Source organism: Streptomyces sp. NPDC006510 (genome assembly GCF_040611955.1).
GTDB lineage: Bacteria > Actinomycetota > Actinomycetes > Streptomycetales > Streptomycetaceae > Streptomyces.
In genome coordinates this window covers 17,630-37,908 of record NZ_JBEXPH010000078.1, presented here as the reverse complement: position 1 = coordinate 37,908, position 20,279 = coordinate 17,630, and the positions used below count along the sequence as shown (strand labels likewise).

Sequence of the window (20,279 nt, the reverse complement as noted above, 5' to 3'; positions counted from 1 at the left end):
CGGGGCGGGGCCCACCAGGGCGTCTCCTCGGACGACACGGACTCGTCCGGCACCGCGGGCCGGACGTCCTCTCACTGCGTCGTCCTGCGGGGATCGCCCTGGTACGCCCTCGCCCCGGTCGCCGCACATCACGGGCCGGGGCGCCGTGAACGGGCGCCGAGGTCAGCCGGTGGACGCGCAGTTACGGGCGTTCACCTGGAGCGCCACCGCCGTGTTCGCGCCCAGGGTCGCGGTGAACTGGCCCGACCCGTTCACCGTGACGCCGTTGCCGGACTGGATGTCGCAGTAGTCACCGGCGGGCAGCGAGGTCTGGAACGTACGGGTCAGCGAGGAGCTCTCGTGGTTGATGGCGACGTACGCCTTCGCCCCGCGGCCGAACGCGATCCGGTCGCCGCCGTCGTCCCACCAGTCGGTGACGGCCTCGCCGCGCGCGGTGTTGCGGAAGCCGACCATGGAGGAGATCTCGCGCCAGGCGTGCTGGCACTTCCAGCCGTCGCTGTAACAGGCGTTCACCGTGCCGCCGTTGGGCGGACCGGCGTCCTTGTCGGACCACTCGTAGCCGGAGTGGACGTCGGGCGAGCCGTACGGCCAGGCCAGCATGAAGACATTGGCGAGGGTGTAGTTCGCGCCGTCCTTGTAGTTCAGCGTGTCGCCGCCGCGCTCGGTGTCGTGGTTGTCGACGAAGACCGCCGCCTTCGACGACGGCATGAAGCCCCAGCCCTCGCCGAAGTTCTTCAGATAGGCGAGGTTCTCGTTGTTGAAGACCTGCTTGAGGCTGCGGGCGTACCGGAATTCCTGGACATCCCCGGTGCCGGTGTACTCGTCGGGCCGGACGGCCTCGCCCGCGCCGTATATCGCTTCCTGCTTCCAGTACGCGTTGGGATTGCTCAGCCGCGACTTGATGTTCGCGAGGTCGGCGGCGGGCATGTGCTTGGCCGCGTCGATGCGGAGGCCGTCGACGCCGAGGGAGAGCAGGTCGTTGAGGTATCCGGCGATCCTGCCGCGTACGTAGTCCTCGCCGGTGTCCAGGTCGGCGAGGCCGACGAGTTCGCAGTTCTGGACGTTGGCGCGGTCCTGGTAGTTGCTGATCTGCGCGGTGCAGTCGTCCATGTCGGCCGCGGAGTACACGCCGGGGTAGTCGTACTTGGTGTACGAGGAGCCGCCGGTGCCGGTGCCCGAGCCGGCCGACATGTGGTTGATGACGGAGTCCGCGACGACCTTGACGCCGGCGCTGTGGCAGGTGCTGACCATGTTGGCGAAGGAAGCGCGGTCGCCGAGCCGTCCGGCGATCTTGTAGCTGACGGGCTGGTACGAGGTCCACCACTGGCTGCCCCGGATGTGCTCCTGGGGCGGCGAGACCTGGACGTAGCCGTAGCCGGCCGGGCCGAGGGAGTCCGTGCAGGCCCTGGCCACGGAGTCGAACTTCCACTCGAAGAGGACGGCGGTGACGTCCTTGTCCCCGGGGGTGGATGCCTGGGCGGTCGTGGTGGGGGCCACGAGGGCGGCGGCGCCTGCTGCCAGGGCGAGCGCCGCGGACAGTGGTCTGCGTGCCATGTTTCCTCCTGCTGTGGGGGGAAATGCGGGTGACGGTGCAGCCTCACGTGGCAACGCGCCCTGCCCTCAAGGCTCCTGAAGGTTCTTGCTGCAAGAATGCAAACCTTGCCGCGGTGGAGACCGTACGAGCCCGTCAGGTTCCGGTCAACCCTTTGGACACCACCCGCTCACATCCGCGAAACCCAGCAGTTTTCTGCCTGCAAGGACTTACGCAAAACATTGCAGCACTGTTAAGTTTCTCCCGACTCCGGTCCGGTCGGCCGGGGGTTCCGGCGACCCCGGACCCCCACGCGCCCGGTCGGCCGGGCCGGTCACGGCAAGAGAGGCACCCGGAGCCGCTCACTCCCCGCAGGCCCATTCAGGGCCGGCTCCCGGTGCCTCTCCTGTACGTCCGGACAGCCCTGCGGCCTCAGACGCCCCGGACCGCCGCGGTGGATCCCCGTACCACCAGCTCCGGCTGGAACACGTACTCCGTACGCTGCACCGGGCTGCCGCCGATCTCCTCCAGCAGGGCGCTCACCGCTGCCGCCGCCATCGCCTGCACGGGCTGACGCACCGTCGTCAGCGGCGGATCGGTGAACGCGATCAGCTGCGAGTCGTCGAAGCCCACCACCGACACGTCGCGCGGCACGCCGAGCCCGCGCTCCCGGGCCGCACGCACCACGCCCAGCGCCATCAGGTCGCTGCCGCAGACGATGCCGGTGCACCCCTGGTCGAGCAGCGCGCCCGCCGCGACCTGGCCGCCCTCGACGCTGAACAACGTGGGACAGACGAGGAGTTCGGCCTCGGCACGGTCCAGGCCCAGCAGGCTCACGGCGGCGTCGAGGAAGCCCTCGCGCTTGCGCCGGGACGGCACATAGCGCTGCGGCCCGATCGCCAGACCGACCCGGCTGTGGCCGAGTTCGGCGAGGTGCCCGACGGCCATCCGCACGGCGGCGGAGTCGTCGGGCGAGACGAACGGCGCGCTGATCCGTTCGTTGTAGCCGTTGATCAGGACGAACGGCACTCCGCGGTCGGTGAGCGCGGCGTACCGGGCCGGGTCGGCCGACATGTCGGCGTGCAGCCCGGAGAGGAAGACGATCCCGTCGACGCCGCGTTCGACGAGCTGTTCGACGAGCTCGTCCTCGGTGGCGCCGCCGGGCAGCTGGGTGCAGAGCACCGGGGTGTAGCCGTGCCCGGCCAGCACCTGTTCGACGGACTGCGCGAACGCCGGGAAGATCGGGTTGGTGAGCTCGGGCGTCACCAGCCCGATCAGCCCGGCACTGCGCCTGCGCAGCCGCACGGGGCGTTCGTAGCCGAGGATGTCCAGCGCGGCGAGCACCCGCTGACGCGTGGGGTCCGCGACGCCCGGTTTCCCGTTGAGCACCCGGCTGACGGTCGCCTCGCTGACCGCTGCCTGGCCGGCGATGTCCGAGAGCCTCGGCGCACCGCCGGTCCCAGGGCCTCTCTTCCGGATCTTGCCGGGCTCGCGGGGGCTGGCGCGTGCATCTGCGGCGTTGTCGTCAGTCGCCGACGCTCCGCGTGGGCTCCCTCCTCCGCCTTGCAGCTGCACGCGCCAGTCCCCGCTCCCTGATCCGACCTGATCCGGAAGAGACGCCCTGGGCAGGGGTACCGTCACACCGTCCACCACACCGTGGTGTCCGCGGGCAGCTCGATCTCGGCGCCGTCGGTGACGACCGGGCCGCTGGACAGCAGGACGGTGCCGCGTACCGGGATGCGCACCGGCCGGTCCGTGGTGTTGACGGTGCAGACGAAGCCGGGGCGGGCGAAGATCAGCAGCCCCTCGGGGGCCCCCAGCCACTCCACCGCGGTTCCGGCGCCGAGACCCGGGTGTGCCCGGCGGGCGGCGATCGCGGCCCGGTACAGCTCCAGCGTGGAGCCGGCCCGGCCGGTCTGCGCCTGGACGCTCAGCTCGCCCCAGCCGGCGGGCTGCGGCAGCCAGCTGCCGCCGTCGCCGAAGCCGTACGAGCTGCCGTCGCGGGTCCACGGGATCGGCACCCGGCAGCCGTCACGGAAGCCGTCCTGGCCCTCGGCGCGGAAGAACGACGGGTCCTGGCGGACCTCGTCGGGCAGGTCGGTGACGTCGGGCAGGCCGAGTTCCTCGCCCTGGTAGACGTACGCGGAACCGGGCAGCGCCAGCATCAGCAGGGTGGCGGCGCGGGCCCGGCGCAGGCCCAGCTCGCGGTCGCCGGGGGTGCGGATCTGGGTGCCGAGGCCGGGCGGGTTGGCGAACCGGGTGCTGTGCCGGGTCACGTCGTGGTTGGAGAGCACCCAGGTGGTGGGGGCGCCGACCGGGCGCATCGCGTCGAGCGAGCTGTCGATGACCTTGCGGAGCTCGGCGGCGTCCCAGGCGGCGGAGAGGTACTGGAAGTTGAACGCCTGGTGCATCTCGTCGGAGCGTACGTAGTTGGCGGTGCGCTCGACGGTGTGGGTCCAGGCCTCGGCGACGAGGATCCGCCCGCCCGTCTCCCACCACCGCCCTTCCGACGAAGGCCCTTCGGGCCCCTTCTTTACGGAGTACTCGTCGAGGATGGTGCGCCAGGAGCGGTAGATCTCGTGCACGCCGTCCTGGTCGAAGAACGGCATGACGTCGTTGCCGAGCAGCTTGAGCTGGTCGTGACTGCCGAGGTCCGGCAGACCCTCGGCCTTGACCAGGCCGTGGGCCACGTCGACCCGGAAGCCGTCGACGCCCATGTCGAGCCAGAAGCGCAGGATCGAGCGGAACTCGTCGGCCACGGCCGGGTGTTCCCAGTTGAAGTCGGGCTGCTCGGGCGCGAAGAGGTGGAGGTACCAGTCGCCGGGGGTGCCGTCCGGGTCGGTGGTCCGGGTCCAGGCGGGACCGCCGAAGACGGACTCCCAGTCGTTGGGCGGCAGTTCGCCGTCGGTGCCCTTGCCGGGGCGGAAGTGGTAGCGCTCGCGCAGCGCGGAGCCGGGGCCCTCGGCGAGGGCGCGCTTGAACCACTCGTGCTGGTCGGAGGAGTGGTTGGGCACCAGGTCCACGATGATCCGCAGGCCCAGGTCGTGGGCGTCCCGGATCAGCGCGTCGGCGTCCAGCAGGGTGCCGAACATGGGGTCGATGGCACGGTAGTCGGCGACGTCGTACCCCGCGTCGGCCTGCGGGGAGACGTAGAACGGGCTGAGCCAGACCGCGTCCACTCCGAGGTCCTTGAGGTACGGCAGTCTGCCGCGTACGCCTGCGAGATCGCCCATGCCGTCGCCGTTGCCGTCGGCGAAGCTCCGTGGATAGACCTGGTAGATCACCGCGTCCTGCCACCAGCCGGTCTGGTGGGCCGGAGCGTCGCCGGACGTGCCGGTGGAGGGGGCAGCGAGGTGCTGGGTCATGTCATCCCTGAGGTGTCTGGGTGGGAAGCGGCGCCGGGACCGGGTCGGAGGGCCGGCGGCCGCCGTGACTTGGTGCGTGCGGGTCGTGCGGGGCGTGCTGGGGTCAGCCCTTGACGGCTCCGGCGGACATGCCGGTGACCAGGTGCTTCTGCGCGAAGAGGAAGACCAGGGCCGCGGGTATCGCGATCAGCACGGACGCGGCGGTCATCGGCCCCCACTGGGCTCCGTACTGGTTGACGAAGAGCTGCAGTCCGCCCGCGAGGGTGAGGTTGTCCTCGCCGACCATGAAGGCGGAGGCGTACGCCACTTCGCCCCACGCGGTGATGAAGGAGTAGAACGCGGTGACGGCGAGGCCGGGCTTGGCGAGCGGCAGGATGAGCCGCCAGAACGTGCCGAACGGGGTGAGGCCGTCGACCTGGCCCGACTCGTCGATCTCGCGCGGGATGGTGTCGAAGAAGCCCTTCATCATCCAGGCACAGAACGGCACCGAGATGGTGAGGTAGGTGATGACGAGGCCGGCGGGCTGATTGAGCAGCCCCATCCCCGCCATGATGTTGTAGATCGGCACGATGAGGACGGCGACCGGGAACATCTGGGTGATCAGCAGCGTCCACATCAGCCCGCGCTTGCCGGGGAAGCGGAAGCGGCTGACGGCGTAGCCGGTGGACGCGGAGACGATCACGCCGATGAGCGTGGTGAGTCCCGCGATGAGCAGGGAGTTGCCGAACCAGGTGAGGAACTTCGTGTTCTGGATCAGGTTCGTGTAGTTCTGGAACGTCGTCTCTTTGAAGAAGTCCGTGGTGGTCGCGTACGCGGCGGGCTTCAGCGAGGTGAGCAGGACCCAGAGCACGGGGAAGACCGCGATCACGGACGCGACGATGAGCGTCAGGTGCAGGCCGGTGGAGGCCAGCGCCGAACGCTCGCCGCGCAGCCGGACCTTGCGCGCGGGGCGGGCGGTGGTTGCGGGGGCGGTGGTCACCAGTCGTCTCCCTGGGTGCGCAGGACTCGCCGGTAGACGGCGGCGAAGATCAGCAGGAGTACGAGGATCAGCACGCCCCAGGTGGAGGACTGCGCGAAGTCGCGCGGGCTGATCTCGAAGGAGAACTTGTACGCCTGGGTGACCAGGATCTGGGTGGCCTCACCGGGTCCGCCGCGGGTCAGCAGGAAGATCACCGGGAACATGTTGAAGGTCCAGATGGTGGAGAGCAGGATCACCGTGGTGGAGACCGGCCGCAGTCCCGGCAGCGTGATGTGGCGGAAGCGCTGCCAGGCGGTGGCGCCGTCCATCTCCGCGGCCTCGTAGTGCTCGCTGGGGATCGACTGCAGTCCGCCGAGCAGGGCGACCATCATGAACGGCACGCCGAGCCAGACGTTGACGGCGATGACGGAGAACTTCGCCCAGGTGGGGTCGTTCAGCCAGGGTATGCCGTCGATCCCACCGCCGGACAGGATCTTGTTGAGCAGCCCGCGGTCCTCGTTGTAGAGGAAGCGCCAGGCGAAGACGGAGACGAAACCGGGGATGGCCCAGGGCAGGATGAGCGCCATCCGGTACGCGGAACGGCCGGCGATGCGGCGGTTGAGGATGTTGGCGAGGGCCATCCCGAGACTGAACGTGATGGCCACACAGGAGACCGTCCACACCAGGGTCCAGCCGAGCGTGCCGAGGAACTGATCGCCCGTGAGGGCGTCGGTGTAGTTGTCCAGGCCCACGAACTCGTACGTGGCGGGCATGTGGTTGACACCGATGGACCGTTCGACGTTGCGCTCGTTGGCATCGGTCATCGACAGGTAGATGCCGCGGACCAGCGGATAGCCGATGATCACGCCGATCACGACGACGACCGGGGCGACCATGGTCCAGGCGTACCAGTGGGTCGACAGGGCCCGCCGGAGCCTGCCCGGCGGCGGGGGGTTGCCAGTACCGCGGCTCCGGCCGCGGGCGACGTCGTCGCCCGCGGCCTTCGCCACCGACTGGCTGGTGTGGACAGCCATCAGCCGGCCTGCCTTCCTGTTACTTCCAGCCCTTGAGGAGCTTGCGGTAGGAGTCGCCGGTCGTCTTCGTGGCCTTCTCCGGCGTGGTCTGGCCGGTGAGGACCTTGGTGTACTCGGTGACGAGCGGGGCGAAGAGGCTGCCGGTCTCGGGGATCCAGGGGCGCTCGACGGCGGTCTCGACGACGGGCTTGAAGAAGCCGACGATCTCGTTGTCGACGACGTCCTGCCGGGCGTAGGCGGAGGTGCGGGTCGGGAGCAGGCTCAGCTCCTTGGTGACCTTGGCCTGGGTCTCCGCGGACGTCATGTAGTCGACGAAGGCATAGGAGGCGTCGAGGTTCTTGGAGCCCGCGTAGACGGCCAGGTTGTGACCGCCCTGCGGGGCGCCCTGCGCGGCGGAGCCGGCCGGGACCGGGGCAATGCCCAGGTTGGCCTTGTCCTTGAACTCCTTGCCCGCGTAGGTGTCGGCGACGGCCCACGGGCCGTTGATCATCATGGCGACCTTGCCGTCCTTGAAGGACGCCTGCATGTTCTCCCAGCCGTCCGTGGCGTCGGTCTTGGCGGCACCCGAGTCGACGAGGTCCTTGACGACCTTCATCGCCTTGACACCCTCGGGGTTGTCGATGGTGACGGACTTGGTGGAGGCGTCGACCATGTCGCCGCCCTCGCCGTACAGGAAGGAGAGGAACCAGTACGCGTCGTCGCCGCGCAGGTACATACCGGTCTTGCCGGTCTTGTCCTTGATCTTCTTGGAGACGGTCTTCAGCTCGTCGACGGTCTTGGGGACCTCGACACCGGCCTCCTTGAAGATCTTCTTGTTGTAGAAGATGCCCATGGAGTCGATGACCTGCGGCACCGCGTACGTCTTGTCCTTGTACTTGGTGGACGCGGCGGCCTGCTTCAGGAAGTCGTCCGAGTTCTTCAGCGCGGCGGTGCCGTCGAGCGGGGCCAGGTAGCCGAGGTCGGCGAACTCGGGGGTCCAGGCGACCTCGGAGCGGATGACGTCGGGGGCGTCGGAGCCGGACTGGGCCGCGTTCTTGAACTTGTTCTGCGCGTCACCGAAGGGCACGTTGACGTACTTGACCTGGACCTTGGGGTGCTTCTTGGTGAAGTCCTCGGCGATCTTCTTGAAGACCTTGTCCTCGCTGCCCGCGGTGGAGGTGTCCCACCACGTCACGGTGCCGGAGAGCTCGCCCGAGCTCTTGCTCGTGCCGTCGGACTCGCTGTCGCTGCCGCAGGCGGTCGCCGCGAGCGCCAGGGCCGCGACCAGGGCGGTGGCCGTTATGCCACGTCGCATCTGAACTCCTTCAACTGCCGTACCGCTCCGTCGCGGCGCCGGGTCGACGTGAACGTAACAAGGATGAAAGAACGCCGAAAGAGTTTGCGGAAGATTTCTGCAAGCCCCGACGATCGTTACATTCGCGTGTCCTCACGGTTGCCGTCAAGCCTCTTGACGGCTGACGTCACACCCTGGCAGTGGCAGGCCACAGCCCCGGCCCGCGTGGCGGGGCAACCCGGCCGCCGTCCGCAAACCCGGTTCGCAAGACCTTGCAAGATGTTGCCGCGCGATCCCCCCGGACCGGTGCACGGGTGCGGTCGCCCGATTCATGGGCACGGTGGGCAATCCGACATACGCCCGGTACAGTCCACTCCCATGACCGCACGGCTTGCCGATATCGCAACTCAGGCGGGGGTCAGCGAAGCTACGGTCAGCCGTGTACTGAACGGCAAGCCCGGTGTTGCAGCGGCCACCCGTGAATCCGTTCTCGCCGCGCTCGACGTCCTCGGCTACGAACGGCCGGTGCGTCTGCGCAGGCGCAGCGCGGGGCTGGTCGGCCTGATCACGCCCGAGCTGGAGAACCCCATCTTTCCCGCCCTGGCCCAGGTCATCGGCCAGGCGCTGACCCGGCAGGGCTACACGCCGGTGCTGGCGACCCAGACCCCCGGCGGCTCCACCGAGGACGAGCTGACCGAGATGCTGGTCGACCGCGGTGTCGCGGGCATCATCTTCGTCTCCGGGCTGCACGCCGACACCTCGGCCGATATGCAGCGCTATGAGCAACTGCGCGCCAAGGGTGTTCCGTTCGTCCTGGTCAACGGCTTCTCGCCCAAGGTCCAGGCGCCGTTCATCTCTCCGGACGACCGGGCCGCGATGCGGCTCGCGGTGACGCATCTGGTGTCGTTGGGTCATCAGCGGATCGGCCTGGCGGTCGGCCCGAAGCGGTTCGTGCCGGTCCTGCGCAAGATCGAGGGCTTCCGCGCCACCGCGCAGGAGCAGTTGGGCCTCGCACCGGACGAGGTGGAGGAGCTGATCCAGCATTCGCTGTTCACCCTTGAGGGTGGACAGGCCGCGGCGTCGGCGCTGATGGAGCGGGGCTGCACTGCGGTGGTGTGCGCGAGCGACATGATGGCGCTCGGCGCGATCCGGGCCGCCCGCCGGCTGTCGATGCAGGTGCCGCGCGATCTGTCGGTGGTCGGTTACGACGATTCGCCGCTCATAGCGTTCACCGACCCGCCGCTGACCACGATCCGTCAGCCGGTGACGGCGATGGGCCAGGCCGCCGTGCGTACGCTCCTGGAGGAGATCGGCGGCACGCCCGCCCCGCACAGCGAGTTCGTCTTCATGCCCGAACTGGTCGTTCGTGGTTCAACTGCCGCGGGTCCCGGGCCCGCTCCGGCCGCCACCGTCTGACCGTCCCAGGATCCCACGCCCGCTCCTGGCACGCAGTTCCGGCATCCATTGATGTGCGGCCCTGACCCGACCGGAGGATCATCGGGCGGAGGGGCATTTTCTGGCAGACTCTGTGCCTATGGGTGAATTGAGCGTGACATCGAAGGAAGGCCGGTCGGAGGCCACCCCGTCACCCATCGTGGACGAGGCGGCCCCCGCGGCGAACGCGAAGCAGGACACCGGACGGCGCGACAGCGGCCCGGCGAGACCGCGTTCCCTGCGCTCCCCTCGTCGGCCGCGCCTCTGGTTCGAGATCCTGCTCGTCGCGGCCAGTTACTGGGTGTACTCCCTGGTGCGCAACGCCGTCCCCGAGCAACGGACCGAGGCCCTGCGCAACGCCGACCGGATCTGGTCGGCCGAGAAGTACCTGGGCATCGCCGTGGAACAGACGGTCAACCACGCGGTGAATTCCGTGACATGGCTGATCGTCTCGATGAACTACTACTACGCGACGCTGCACTTCGTCGTCACCGTCTGCGTGCTGGTGTGGCTGTTCCGCTGCCACTCCGGCCGTTACGCGGCGGCCCGGCTGGCCCTGTTCGCGACCACGGGCGTGGCGCTCCTCGGCTACTACCTGTATCCACTGGCACCGCCCCGGCTGATGAACGGCGGCCACTTCATCGACACCGTCCTGGTCCATCACACCTGGGGATCGATGGCCTCGGGCAACTTCAAGAACATGTCGAACCAGTACGCGGCGATGCCGTCGATGCACATCGGCTGGTCGCTCTGGTGCGGTCTGACCGTCCTCGCGCTGGCCTCCGCGCCCTGGGCGCGCGTCCTGGGCCTGCTCTACCCGACGGTCACCCTGGTCGTCATCGTGTCGACCGCCAACCACTTCTGGCTGGACGCGCTGGGCGGCATGACGTGCCTGGCCTTCGGTTACGCCGTTTCGTACGCCTGGTACGGCTCGCTGCCGCACCACCTGCCCAGGCGGGTGCCGCTGCCGCGCGGGCGGGCCCGGCTCGCGGGCCTGTCCGCGGGTGCGCCGATCCGGGCCCGGCGCCCGGCGGCGGACGCGGCGGCGGGCCGCCGCTGAGGCCGCCGCCGCGGACATCGCCCGCCGCCACCACCTCACCCCCGGTGCACCACGCCTCCCCCGCACACCGTGAGCCGCACCAGTGCCTCGCCCAGCTCGTCCGCCGGGGCCGCGACCGGGTCCACCCCGAACGCCGTCGGATCGGCCCGGTACCCCACGGCGATCCGGCCCGCGACGTGCTGCTCCCCGGCCGCGACCACCGCGTGCGAGGTGCAGCCCTCCAGCGCCATCAGCCCGGTCAGCGCCTGCTCGGCGGTGACCGGCTCGGTGTCGTACGCCCCGGGCAGCCGCCGCAGCCGGGCCGTGGCCAGCACCTGCCGTACGTCGTAGTGGGCGATCGGCCAGTCCGAGCCCAGCGCCAGGTACGCCCCCGCGTCGCGCAGGTCCCGGCAGCGCCAGGCCCGTCCGGCCCGCTCGTCCCCGAGCCGCTTCGACCACTCGTCGCTGTGGTCGGCACGGGTGTACGCGGTGTGCGTGGGCTGCATCGAGGCGATCACCCCGAGCTCGGCGAACCGGGCGGCCAGGCCGTTCGGCACGGTCTCGATGTGCTCGATGCGGTGGCGGAGCCGGCCGCTCTCCCCCAGCGCCTCCACCGTGTCCGGCACATGCCGCACGGCGGCGTCCCCGATGGCGTGCGTGGCGGTGCGCACCCCGGCGCGGTGCAGCCGGTGGACGGCGGCGGTGTACGCCTCGGGGGCCGGCCAGAACGCCTCGGTGCCCTCCCCGTGGCAGTCGGCGTGCTCCAGCCACGCGGTGCCGCCCTCGACGGTGGCGTCCATGAAGAACTTGACGCCCCCGACGCGCCAGAGCCGGCCCGCCTCGCTCTGCACCCGTACCAGCGCGCCGAACAGCTCCGCTGTCGGGACGCTCCGGCGCCTTGCGATGCACCGCACCGGACGCCGCGCCCTGTCCGACCCTGATCCGCCGGACAGGCCCCGGTGGAACGGGGCCCGGATCCCGAAGCGGCGGACCGCCTCACGCCCCGTAGAACCGCTCCTCCACCACCGCCCGCGCCCGTCGCGTGATCCGCCGGTAGTCGTCCAGCATGTCCCCGACATGCCCCGGCTCGTACCCCAAGTACCGCCCGATCGCGGTGAGTTCACGCGGACCCGACGGGAACGTGTCGCCCGGCCGGCCGCGCACCAGCATCACCGCGTTGCGCACCCGGGTCGCCAGCACCCATGCCTCGTCCAGCGTCTGCGCGTCCTCGCCGGGGATGAGTTCCGCCGCGCACGCCGCCGCCAGTGCCTCGCGGGTGCGCGTCGTGCGCAGCCCCGGTTCCGCCCAGCCGTGCTGCATCTGCATCAGCTGGACCGTCCACTCGACATCGCTCAGCCCGCCGCGCCCCAGCTTGGTGTGGAGCGTCGGATCCGCGCCGCGCGGCAGCCGCTCGGACTCCATCCGGGCCTTCAGCCGCCGGATCTCACGGACCGCGTCCTCCCCCAGGCCCTCCATCGGATAGCGCAGCGGATCGATCAGTTCGATGAACTCGCGGCCGAGTTCCCCGTCGCCCGCGACCGGCTCGGCGCGCAGCAGCGCCTGGCTCTCCCAGACCAGCGACCAGCGCCGGTAGTAGGCCTCGTACGACCCCAGCGTACGCACCAGCGGTCCGCTCTTGCCCTCCGGCCGCAGATCCGCGTCGATGATCAACGGCGGGTCGGCGGTGGGCAGTTGCAGCAGCCGGCGCATCTCGGCGACCACCGCGTTCGCGGCCCGGGCCGCCTCCTGCTCGTCGACCCCCTCGCGCGGCGAGTGGACGAACAGCACATCGGCGTCGGAGCCGTAGCCGAGCTCGTGGCCGCCGAAACGGCCCATGCCGATGACCGCGAACCGGGTGGGGAGGGTGTCCCCCCACTGCTCGCGCACGGCGGCGCGCAGGGCGCCCGCGATCGTGACGGCGTTCAGATCGGTGACCGCGTTGCCCACCCGGTCGACCAGGGCCCCCGGGTCCTCCTCGGCGGGCCGCTCCTCCGTACCGTACGAGCCGATGAGGTCCGCGGCCGTGGTCCGGAACAGCTCGCGCCGCCGCACTCCGCGCACCACCGCGACGGCGGACTCGGCGCCCTCCGAGCGCCCCACCGCGGCCAGTACCTCCTGCTCCAGGTGTTCCCGGGTGCGCGGCCGCAGCCCCTGCGGGTCACCGAGGAGCGCCACCGCCTCCGGGGCCCGCAGCAGCAGGTCGGGGGCGAGCCGGCCGGCCGACAGGACCCGGGCGAGGTTCTCCGCCGCGGCGCCCTCGTCCCGCAGCAGCCGCAGGTACCAGGGGGTCTTGCCGAGTGCGTCGGACACCTTGCGGAAGCCGAGCAGCCCGGCGTCCGGGTCCGCGGAGTCCGCGAACCAGCCGAGCAGCACCGGCAGCAGGGTGCGCTGGATGGCGGCCTTGCGGGACACCCCGGACGACAGCGCCTCCAGGTGCCGGAGCGCGGCGGCCGGATCGGCGTAGCCCAGCGCTTCGAGCCGGTGCTGGGCCGCCTTCGCGCTGAGCCGGGACTCGCCGGGCGCGAGCTGGGCGACGGCGTCGAGCAGCGGCCGGTAGAACAGCTTCTCGTGCAGCCGCCGTACCACCGAGGCATGCCGCTTCCACGCCTGGTTGAGCTCGGTGATCGGGTCCGTGCGCATCCCGAGGGAGCGTCCGAGCCGCCGCAGATCGGGGGCGTCCTCGGGGACCAGATGGGTGCGGCGCAGCCGGTAGAGCTGGATGCGGTGCTCCATGGCGCGCAGGAAGCGGTAGGCGTCGTCCAGTTGCGCGGCGTCCACCCGTCCCACGTAACCGCCCTCGGCGAGCGCGCGCAGGGCCGCCAGTGTGGTGCCGCTGCGCAGCGTGGCGTCGCTGCGGCCGTGCACCAACTGGAGGAGTTGTACGGCGAATTCGACGTCCCGCAGCCCGCCGGGGCCGAGCTTGATCTCGCGGTCGACTCGGTCGGCGGGGATGTTGTCGACGACCCGGCGGCGCATCTTCTGCACGTCCGGAACGAAGTTCTCGCGGTCCGCGGCCTGCCACACGAGCGGCGAGACGGCCTCGACGTACTCCTCGCCGAGCTCGGGGTCGCCGGCCACCGGCCGGGCCTTGAGCAGCGCCTGGAACTCCCAGGTCTTGGCCCAGCGCTGGTAGTACGCGAGATGCGAGGACAGCGTCCGCACCAGGGGGCCGTTGCGGCCCTCGGGGCGGAGGTTGGCGTCGACGGGCCAGATGGTGCCCTCGACGGTCGTGTCGGAACAGATCCGCATCATGTGCGCGGCCAGTCGGGTGGCGGCCTGCACGGCCGCGCTCTCCTCGAAGCCGTCGACCGGTTCCGTGACGAAGATGACGTCGACGTCGGAGACGTAGTTCAGCTCGTGCCCGCCGCACTTGCCCATCGCGATGACGGCGAGCCGGCACCGGGCGGCGTCCTCGGGTGCGGCCGTACGGGCGATGGCGAGCGCCGCCCGCAGGGTCGCGGTGGCCAGATCGGCCAGTTCGGCGGCGGCCTCGGCGACATCGGTGGTACCGCACACGTCACGGGCCGCTATGGCCAGCAGGCACCGGCGGTAGGAGACGCGCAGCGAGTCGGGGTCGTCGGCCCCGGCGAGATCCTGCTCGAATTCGGCCACACCGGGATGCAGATCGGTGGCCTCGTAGGTGACGAGGGCCTGCCAGTCGCGGGGGTGGCGGGCGAGGTGGTCGCCGAGCGCCTCGGACGCGCCGAGCACCCCGAGCAGCCGGTCCCGCAGCGGTTTGGCGGTGATGAGCGTGTCCAGCAGAATCTGCCGCTCGTCCTCCTCCTCGGCCTCCACCAGCCGGACGAGCCCGTTCAGCGCCAGATCGGGGTCGGCGGTGGCGCCGAGGGCTTCGAGCAGCACCGGGTCGGAGCGTACGGACGACAGCTCGGGCAGGTCGAGCAGCCGCTCGGCCGCGGAGGGGTCGGTGAAGCCGTGCCGCAGCAGTCGGGTGAACGTACTGCTCCTGCGCCCCGGCACCGTCGTCATTCCGCGCTCTCCCGCTCGCTGTCCACACACCATTCAGCGTTCCGAGCCTAGCCCCGCTCCGATGAATCCGGAGCGGGTGCACGGTCCGCACTTCGCGGGCACGATCATTTCCAGGAGCAGACCGGGAGGCCCTCATGTCCGGATTCGAACCCTTCGCCGAGCTGAATGCCGACTACAGCGCCAAGGGCGCTACGGCCTGCCCGTGGTCGGCGGCGACGGAGCTGCTGACCGGGGCGGAGCTGTACTGGCTGTCCACGGTCCGCCCGGACGGCCGCCCGCACGTCACTCCGCTGATCGGGGTGTGGTGGGACAGCGCGCTGCATTTCGCGACCGGCGCCGAGGAGCGCAAGGCCAGGAATCTGGCCGCCAACCCCGAAGTGGTGCTGACGACCGGCAACAACACCATGTCCAAGGGGCTCGACGTGGTGGTCGAGGGCCGGGGGGAACGGGTGACGGACGCGGACCGGCTGAACGGGCTGGCCGCGGCCTGGGAGGCGAAGTACGGCCCGGACTGGCACTTCGACGTCCGGGACGGCAGCTTCGTGCACGCGGGACATGTGGCGCTGGTGTTCCAGGTGCGCCCCCGCAAGGCCTTCGGTTTCGGCAAGGGCGCCCGCTTCAGCCAGACGCGGTGGCGGTTCAGCTGACGGCCGGACGTCACCCGCCCGGCCGCCGGCCGGTTCTCAGCCGCCCGAGGGGGGCGTGGGGCCGGGTCTGGTCGCGATGACGACGGTCGCGTACAGCTCCTCGGAGCGGACCACCCGCGGGATCAGACCGCTGCGGGCTACGGTCTCCTCGGCCCGTGCCGCCTGCCGCTCGCTCGTCTCGACCAGCAGGTGCCCGCCCGGTGCCAGCCAGCGCGGGGCCTCGGTGGTGACCCGGCGCAGGACGTCGAGGCCGTCCAGGCCGCCGTCGAGTGCCACCCGCGGTTCATGGATGCGGGCCTCCGGGGGGAGCAGTTCGACGTCGTCCGTGGGTACGTAGGGCACATTCGCGAGCAGGATCTCCACCCGGCCGCGCAACGATCCGGGCAGCGGCTCGAAGAGGTCGCCCTCGTAGACCTCGCCCGCGTCGCCGATGTTGCGGCGGGCGTACCGCACGGCGGCGGGTTCGACGTCCGTGGCGTGCAGTTCGGCCCGGCCCAGCGTCGCGGCGAGCGCGGCACCGAGGGCGCCCGAGCCGCAGCACAGGTCGACGACGACCGCTCCGGGTCCGGCGAGGGCGGCGGCCTGCCGGACCAGGAACTCGGTGCGGCGGCGGGGTACGAAGACGCCGGGACCGACGGCGATCCGCAGACCGCCGAACTCGGCCCAGCCGAGGACGTGTTCCAGGGGAAGTCCGGCAACCCGTTGTTCGACCATGGCCGCGATCGCGGCGGGGCCGGTGGCCGTGGAGAGGATCAACGCCGCCTCGTCCTCGGCGAATACGCAGCCGGCGGCGCGGAGCGCGGTGACGATGGTGGAGACGGCGAGCGGTGAAGCGGTGACCGACATGAGCGGAGCCTTTCGGGAAAGCCGATGGGCGCTCCGCGGTCGACTATGTCGGGTCGACCACACGATCGCGAGGGATGAGCACCCAGCCTGATACAGCGGTAATGGGTCTCACCTCCTTGGTCGGCCCCCGTGTGGGGATGCGTCACATTACACCGGCCGCGCCCCGGGCGAGGCATCCGGCCGGGCCCGTCGCGCAGTCCGGTCGGGCCGCCGGTCCTGGCGACGGCGTTCCTGTCCGCGCCGCGGATCGCCATGCGGATGCGGATCGAGGCGGACCCGGCCCGGGAGCCCTCCGAGGTGATCGACAAAAACCTCGACGAGACGGCCTGCTCGTTCGGCTGGGCGGGGGCGTCGGCGGCCCGGGGCCCGCTCAGCCCGCCGACGCCACCGCCACCGGGGACGACCCGCCCTTCACGGCCATGCGGGGCGCCCCCGTCCCGTCCGCCGGAACGGTCCAGATGTCGCTCCCCCGGCCGTCCTTTCCCGGCAGTGCGTAGGCGAGGGTGCCGTCGTCCAGCCAGGCCGCCTGGTCGTCGACGCTGTGCTCCTCCGCGAGCGGCGTCTCACGCATGGTTCTCAGGTCGAGGACGTACAGCCGCCAGGGCGCCGCCGCGTCGTCGGAGACCTTCTTCTTGAAGGCGATCCTGGCGTTGTCCGGCGACAGGGAGGGGCACTCGACGTTCTGCCGCAGCGCCTTCGCCGTCCAGTCCCGCATGTTCCCCTCGACGAGGTAGGTGCGTCCCTTGGTGGAGACGGTCGCGTAGAAGCGGTTGTCGTCGCGGGCGAAGGTCACGCCCCAGTAGTTGACGTCGGGGGCGTGGTAGCGGGCGCCGTCGATGGTGAGCTGGATGTTCTCCATGGACTTGATGAGATAGCCGGTGCGCAGATCGAGGATGGCGGTGCGGGTGGAGAACGAGGTGGTGGCGTACGAGTCACCGGTCGCGAACACCGTCCAGGACAGCATCCGCCCGGAGGCGGAGACCCGGGCGCGGGTGGGGACACCCGGCACGGTGATCCGGCGCTTCTCGCGCAGCCGCCGGTCGAGGACGATCGCGTACGTCTTCGGCAGCACCCCGGGCTCGGCCCGCAGGCAGAGCGCGCCGTCGTCGGAGGCGTAGAACCGGTCGCAGACGGGGCCGCCGGTGGTACGGGCGCCGCTGGTCCCGGCGCCGGCGAGCGGCTGGTGCGCGACGCGCCCGCCGGCCGTGTCCCGGAAGTACAGCGCGGGCCCGCCGAGGGTGAACGAGGCGTCGGCCTCGGCCCGTTCCCCCTTCGTGCGTTGTTCCGCGTGCATCACGTACCCGACGGAGCCGCCTGCGAGGAGCAGCACCGCGGCCACCACCACGGCGATCCGGGCCCGGGGGCCCAGCGGGGTCGCGGATCTCGGGAACCTGGCACTCATGCGGTCCGCCTTTCGGGGATCTGGACTTCCGGCGTCCCGGGGGCGGGGGTGCCGGAGGGGTTGCGCGGCAGCAGCGCCCAGCCGCCCACGAGGGCGACGAGCAGGGCCGAGATCGCCGCCCACAGCGCGGGGCCCGGCCCCCATACGGTCCACGCGGCGCCGAAGCCCGCCGCGGCGAGCATCCTGGCCAGCGCCTGGCCGGTCTGGAGCACGGCGAGTCCGCCCGCCCTGCCGTCGGCGGGCAGCACGGGTCCGGCGAGGGCCATCAGCACCCCGTCGGTGGTGGCGTAGAAGACACCGAGCAGCGCGAGGACGGGCACGAGGAGGAGCAGCGCCGGGCCGCCGACCGGGGTGAGCAGCGTGGCGTACACGCCGAGCAGCGCGAGGTGTCCGTACAGGAACGGCAGCCGCCGGCCGACCCGGTCCGCGATCCGGCCCGCCGGGACCGCCAGCAGCAGGTAGCAGGCCGCGGCGCCGAGCGGCAGCAGCGGGAACCAGCCGACGGGTAGGTCGAGCCGGCGCTGGAGCAGGAGATAGACGAAGGCGTCACCGACCGTGGCGGCACCCAGCAGGGAGGCAGCGGCGAGGATCCGCCGGAAGGCGGGGTCGCGGAGCGCCCCGAACGCCTTGCCCCTGCGGGGAGCCGGGATCACCGGCGGTGGTGCCTGCTGTTGCCCGGGGACGTACAGGACGAGGAGCAGCACCCCGAACAGGCCGACGCAGAAACTGACGACGAACACCGCGTCGTAGGCGTCGGCGGTCGCCCAGAGCAGGGCGAACGCGGCGAGCGGGCCGAGCAGGGCGCCCGTGGTGTCCATCGCCCGGTGCACGCCGAAGGACCGGCCGAGCGCCTCGGGCGGGCTGCTCAGGGTGATCAGGGCGTCACGGGGCGCCGTGCGGATGCCCTTGCCGACCCGGTCGGTGGCGAGGGCGGCCGCGATTCCGGCGGTGGCGCCGCCCGCGAGCAGCAGGCCGAGCCGGGAGAGGGCGGAGAGGGCGTAGCCGAGCCCGGCGACCCGTTTGTGCCCGCGGCCGCGGTCGGCGGCGTACCCGCCGAGCAGTCGTACGACGGCGGCGGCGCCGTTGAACAGGCCGTCCAGGAAGCCGAATTGGAGGGGGGAGAGACCGAGTCCGAGGACCAGGTAGAGCGGCAGCACCGCGGTGACCATCTCGGAGGAGATGTCGGTGACGAGGCTGACCGTGCCGAGTGCGAGGACGGTGCCGGGGACGCGCCGGCCCGCCCCGCCGGTGCGGGGCGGGGCCGGCGTGTCCCGGCGGCCTGTGGTCGCCAGGTACATCAGTGGCAGGTGTACTTCGGGCTGGTGTCCTTGTTCTTGCCGTCGGTGCCGACGTAGTTCCAGCTGTAGCCGGTGTCGGTGAAGTCCATCTTCAGGACGCCGTATTCACCGCTGATCCGCTTCTGGCTGTTGGGCTGGACCTCCTCGATGGGGTAGGGCTCGGCGCCGCCCATCCCGCCGACGATCTCGGTGATCCCGTCGGCGGTGGCCTTCCCGTCCGGGTTCTGCGGGGCGAACCGCTCGTAGTGGTGGTCGTGCCCGTTGAGCACGAGGTCGGCCTTGGCCCCGTACAGGATCTTCCAGACCGGCCTGCTGACCGGGTCGTTGCCGTGTCCGCCCGAGGAGTACAGCGGGTGGTGCCAGTAGGCGGCGATGCACGCCTTGCTGTTCTTGGCGAGGTCGGCCTTGAGCCAGTCGATCTGCGCGCTCTGGTCGAAGGAGTTGGAGTCGAGGGCGATGAAGTGCCAATTGCCCTCGTCGAAGCTGTAGTAGCTCTTGCCCTGGGGGTACGCGATGGCCCCGAAGTACGCCTTGTAGCCGGCCAGTTTCCCGGCCGGGTCGTACGTCTCGTGGTTGCCCGGCACCGGACGCGTCCTGGCCTTGAAGGCGCCCCAGGTCTTGTCGTAGTAGGCGCGGAAGTCGGAGATCCGGGCGTCGTCGTACTGGCTGTCGCCCATCGTCAGATAGAACTTCGGGTCGATCTTCCGGGCCAGCGCCGCGGTCTTGGGGTGGGCGCAGTCGCTGTCGGACGCGGTGCACTGGGCGGCGATGTCACCGGCGGCGACCGCGGTGAAGGCGCCGGTCTGCGGGGGCTCGCTGCCGGGGGTGCCGTACACCTCGACCTCGTACAGCGAGTAGCCGTAGGCGGTGCCGCGTGCGGTGCCGTACACGCGCAGGTAGCGGCCCTTTCCGGAGAGGGAGGGCCAGTCGTCGGTGCCGCCGTTCCCGGCCGTCTCGTCGGCGAGCCGGGTCCAGTTGGTGCCGTCGGCGGAGATCTCGATCCGGTACGCCTTGGCGTACGCGTCCTCCCAGCTCAGCTTCACGCGCGTGACCTCGGCACCGGCGCCGAGGTCGACGCTCAGCCACTGGGGGTCCTTGCCCTCGACGCTCGCCCAGCGGGTGGCCGGGTCGCCGTCGAAGGCGTTCTGCGGTCCGAACTCGGAACTTTCGTCGGTGGAGGCGGTGGCGGTCCTGCCGCGCGAGATGAGGGGGTCGGCGGCGGCGCCGGCTCGTTCGGGGTAGGCGAGCAACAGGCCGCCGACGAGGACGAGTACGGCGGCGATGACCACGCCCACCGTACGGCGCCGCGTGGGCGTGAGGAGCAAAGCTGAGCCGTTCGGGTGCATCCCTGGACTCCTGGCCTTGTGGGGGTGGCGAGAGCTGGGCATCGGTGCGTGGCCCCGTATCCGGCCCGGGTACGGGCAGGAGGCGGGATCGTGGTGGCCGGGCCAGAGCTCTCACTGAG

Annotated in this window: 14 protein-coding genes and 1 pseudogene; 3 read left to right on the top strand and 12 right to left on the bottom strand. The window is 71.1% G+C overall.

The features are described from left to right. Nucleotides 1–183 precede the first annotated feature (183 nt). The 6 genes and pseudogenes from ABZY11_RS23105 to ABZY11_RS23080 form a co-directional block, all read right to left on the bottom strand. Nucleotides 184–1,554: pseudogene (locus ABZY11_RS23105) on the bottom strand (alpha-amylase family protein); the annotation flags it as partial. Nucleotides 1,555–1,963: 409 nt separating this feature from the next. Continuing rightward, a complete protein-coding gene (locus ABZY11_RS23100; protein ID WP_356480964.1) occupies nucleotides 1,964–3,010 on the bottom strand; it encodes a LacI family DNA-binding transcriptional regulator in 1,047 nt (348 codons plus the stop codon). A 158-nt stretch (nucleotides 3,011–3,168) separates the two neighbouring features. After that, on the bottom strand, nucleotides 3,169–4,896 hold the full coding sequence (locus ABZY11_RS23095) for an alpha-amylase family glycosyl hydrolase (RefSeq protein ID WP_356480963.1): 1,728 nt from the start codon (nucleotides 4,894–4,896) through the stop codon (nucleotides 3,169–3,171). 103 nt (nucleotides 4,897–4,999) lie between these two features. Then, nucleotides 5,000–5,875 carry a carbohydrate ABC transporter permease gene (locus ABZY11_RS23090; protein WP_356480962.1) on the bottom strand — a complete coding sequence of 292 codons (876 nt, stop codon included), beginning with the start codon at nucleotides 5,873–5,875 and terminating at the stop codon, nucleotides 5,000–5,002. Then, nucleotides 5,872–6,888, bottom strand: coding sequence for a sugar ABC transporter permease (locus ABZY11_RS23085; RefSeq protein ID WP_356480961.1), 1,017 nt, complete (start codon nucleotides 6,886–6,888; stop codon nucleotides 5,872–5,874). The genes ABZY11_RS23090 and ABZY11_RS23085 overlap by 4 nt, the downstream gene beginning before the upstream one ends. 19 nt (nucleotides 6,889–6,907) lie before the next feature. Beyond that, on the bottom strand, nucleotides 6,908–8,182 hold the full coding sequence (locus ABZY11_RS23080; protein WP_356480960.1) for an extracellular solute-binding protein: 1,275 nt from the start codon (nucleotides 8,180–8,182) through the stop codon (nucleotides 6,908–6,910). Between the two features lie 357 nt (nucleotides 8,183–8,539). On the opposite strand from ABZY11_RS23080, the gene ABZY11_RS23075 reads away from it, so the two are divergent. Further along, on the top strand, nucleotides 8,540–9,577 hold the full coding sequence (locus tag ABZY11_RS23075) for a LacI family DNA-binding transcriptional regulator (RefSeq protein ID WP_356480959.1): 1,038 nt from the start codon (nucleotides 8,540–8,542) through the stop codon (nucleotides 9,575–9,577). Nucleotides 9,578–9,695: 118 nt separating this feature from the next. Continuing rightward, the gene (locus tag ABZY11_RS23070) at nucleotides 9,696–10,655 is read left to right on the top strand and encodes a phosphatase PAP2 family protein (protein ID WP_356480958.1); all 960 of its coding nucleotides are present in this window, start codon (nucleotides 9,696–9,698) and stop codon (nucleotides 10,653–10,655) included. A gap of 35 nt (nucleotides 10,656–10,690) precedes the next feature. Here ABZY11_RS23070 and ABZY11_RS23065 read toward each other — a convergent pair whose 3' ends face one another. Together ABZY11_RS23065 and ABZY11_RS23060 are read right to left on the bottom strand one after the other, a co-directional pair. Continuing rightward, the gene (locus tag ABZY11_RS23065) at nucleotides 10,691–11,713 is read right to left on the bottom strand and encodes an amidohydrolase family protein (protein ID WP_356480957.1); all 1,023 of its coding nucleotides are present in this window, start codon (nucleotides 11,711–11,713) and stop codon (nucleotides 10,691–10,693) included. Then, nucleotides 11,631–14,621, bottom strand: coding sequence for a bifunctional [glutamine synthetase] adenylyltransferase/[glutamine synthetase]-adenylyl-L-tyrosine phosphorylase (locus ABZY11_RS23060; protein WP_356480956.1), 2,991 nt, complete (start codon nucleotides 14,619–14,621; stop codon nucleotides 11,631–11,633). The genes ABZY11_RS23065 and ABZY11_RS23060 overlap by 83 nt, the downstream gene beginning before the upstream one ends. A 134-nt stretch (nucleotides 14,622–14,755) precedes the next feature. On the opposite strand from ABZY11_RS23060, the gene ABZY11_RS23055 reads away from it, so the two are divergent. After that, complete coding sequence (locus ABZY11_RS23055; protein ID WP_356480955.1) at nucleotides 14,756–15,268, top strand: pyridoxamine 5'-phosphate oxidase family protein; 513 nt, start codon at nucleotides 14,756–14,758, stop codon at nucleotides 15,266–15,268. Nucleotides 15,269–15,304: 36 nt separating this feature from the next. On the opposite strand, the gene ABZY11_RS23050 is transcribed toward ABZY11_RS23055, so the two are convergent. From ABZY11_RS23050 to ABZY11_RS23035, 4 genes are all read right to left on the bottom strand, one after another. Further along, a complete protein-coding gene (locus tag ABZY11_RS23050; protein WP_356480954.1) occupies nucleotides 15,305–16,114 on the bottom strand; it encodes a putative protein N(5)-glutamine methyltransferase in 810 nt (269 codons plus the stop codon). 370 nt (nucleotides 16,115–16,484) lie between these two features. After that, nucleotides 16,485–17,516 carry a hypothetical protein gene (locus ABZY11_RS23045; RefSeq protein ID WP_356480953.1) on the bottom strand — a complete coding sequence of 344 codons (1,032 nt, stop codon included), beginning with the start codon at nucleotides 17,514–17,516 and terminating at the stop codon, nucleotides 16,485–16,487. Next, complete coding sequence (locus ABZY11_RS23040) at nucleotides 17,513–18,814, bottom strand: MFS transporter (RefSeq protein ID WP_356480952.1); 1,302 nt, start codon at nucleotides 18,812–18,814, stop codon at nucleotides 17,513–17,515. The genes ABZY11_RS23045 and ABZY11_RS23040 overlap by 4 nt, the downstream gene beginning before the upstream one ends. Further along, a complete protein-coding gene (locus tag ABZY11_RS23035; RefSeq protein ID WP_356480951.1) occupies nucleotides 18,814–20,160 on the bottom strand; it encodes a discoidin domain-containing protein in 1,347 nt (448 codons plus the stop codon). Before ABZY11_RS23035 ends, ABZY11_RS23040 begins: the two co-directional genes overlap by 1 nt. Between the last annotated feature and the right edge of the window lie 119 nt (nucleotides 20,161–20,279).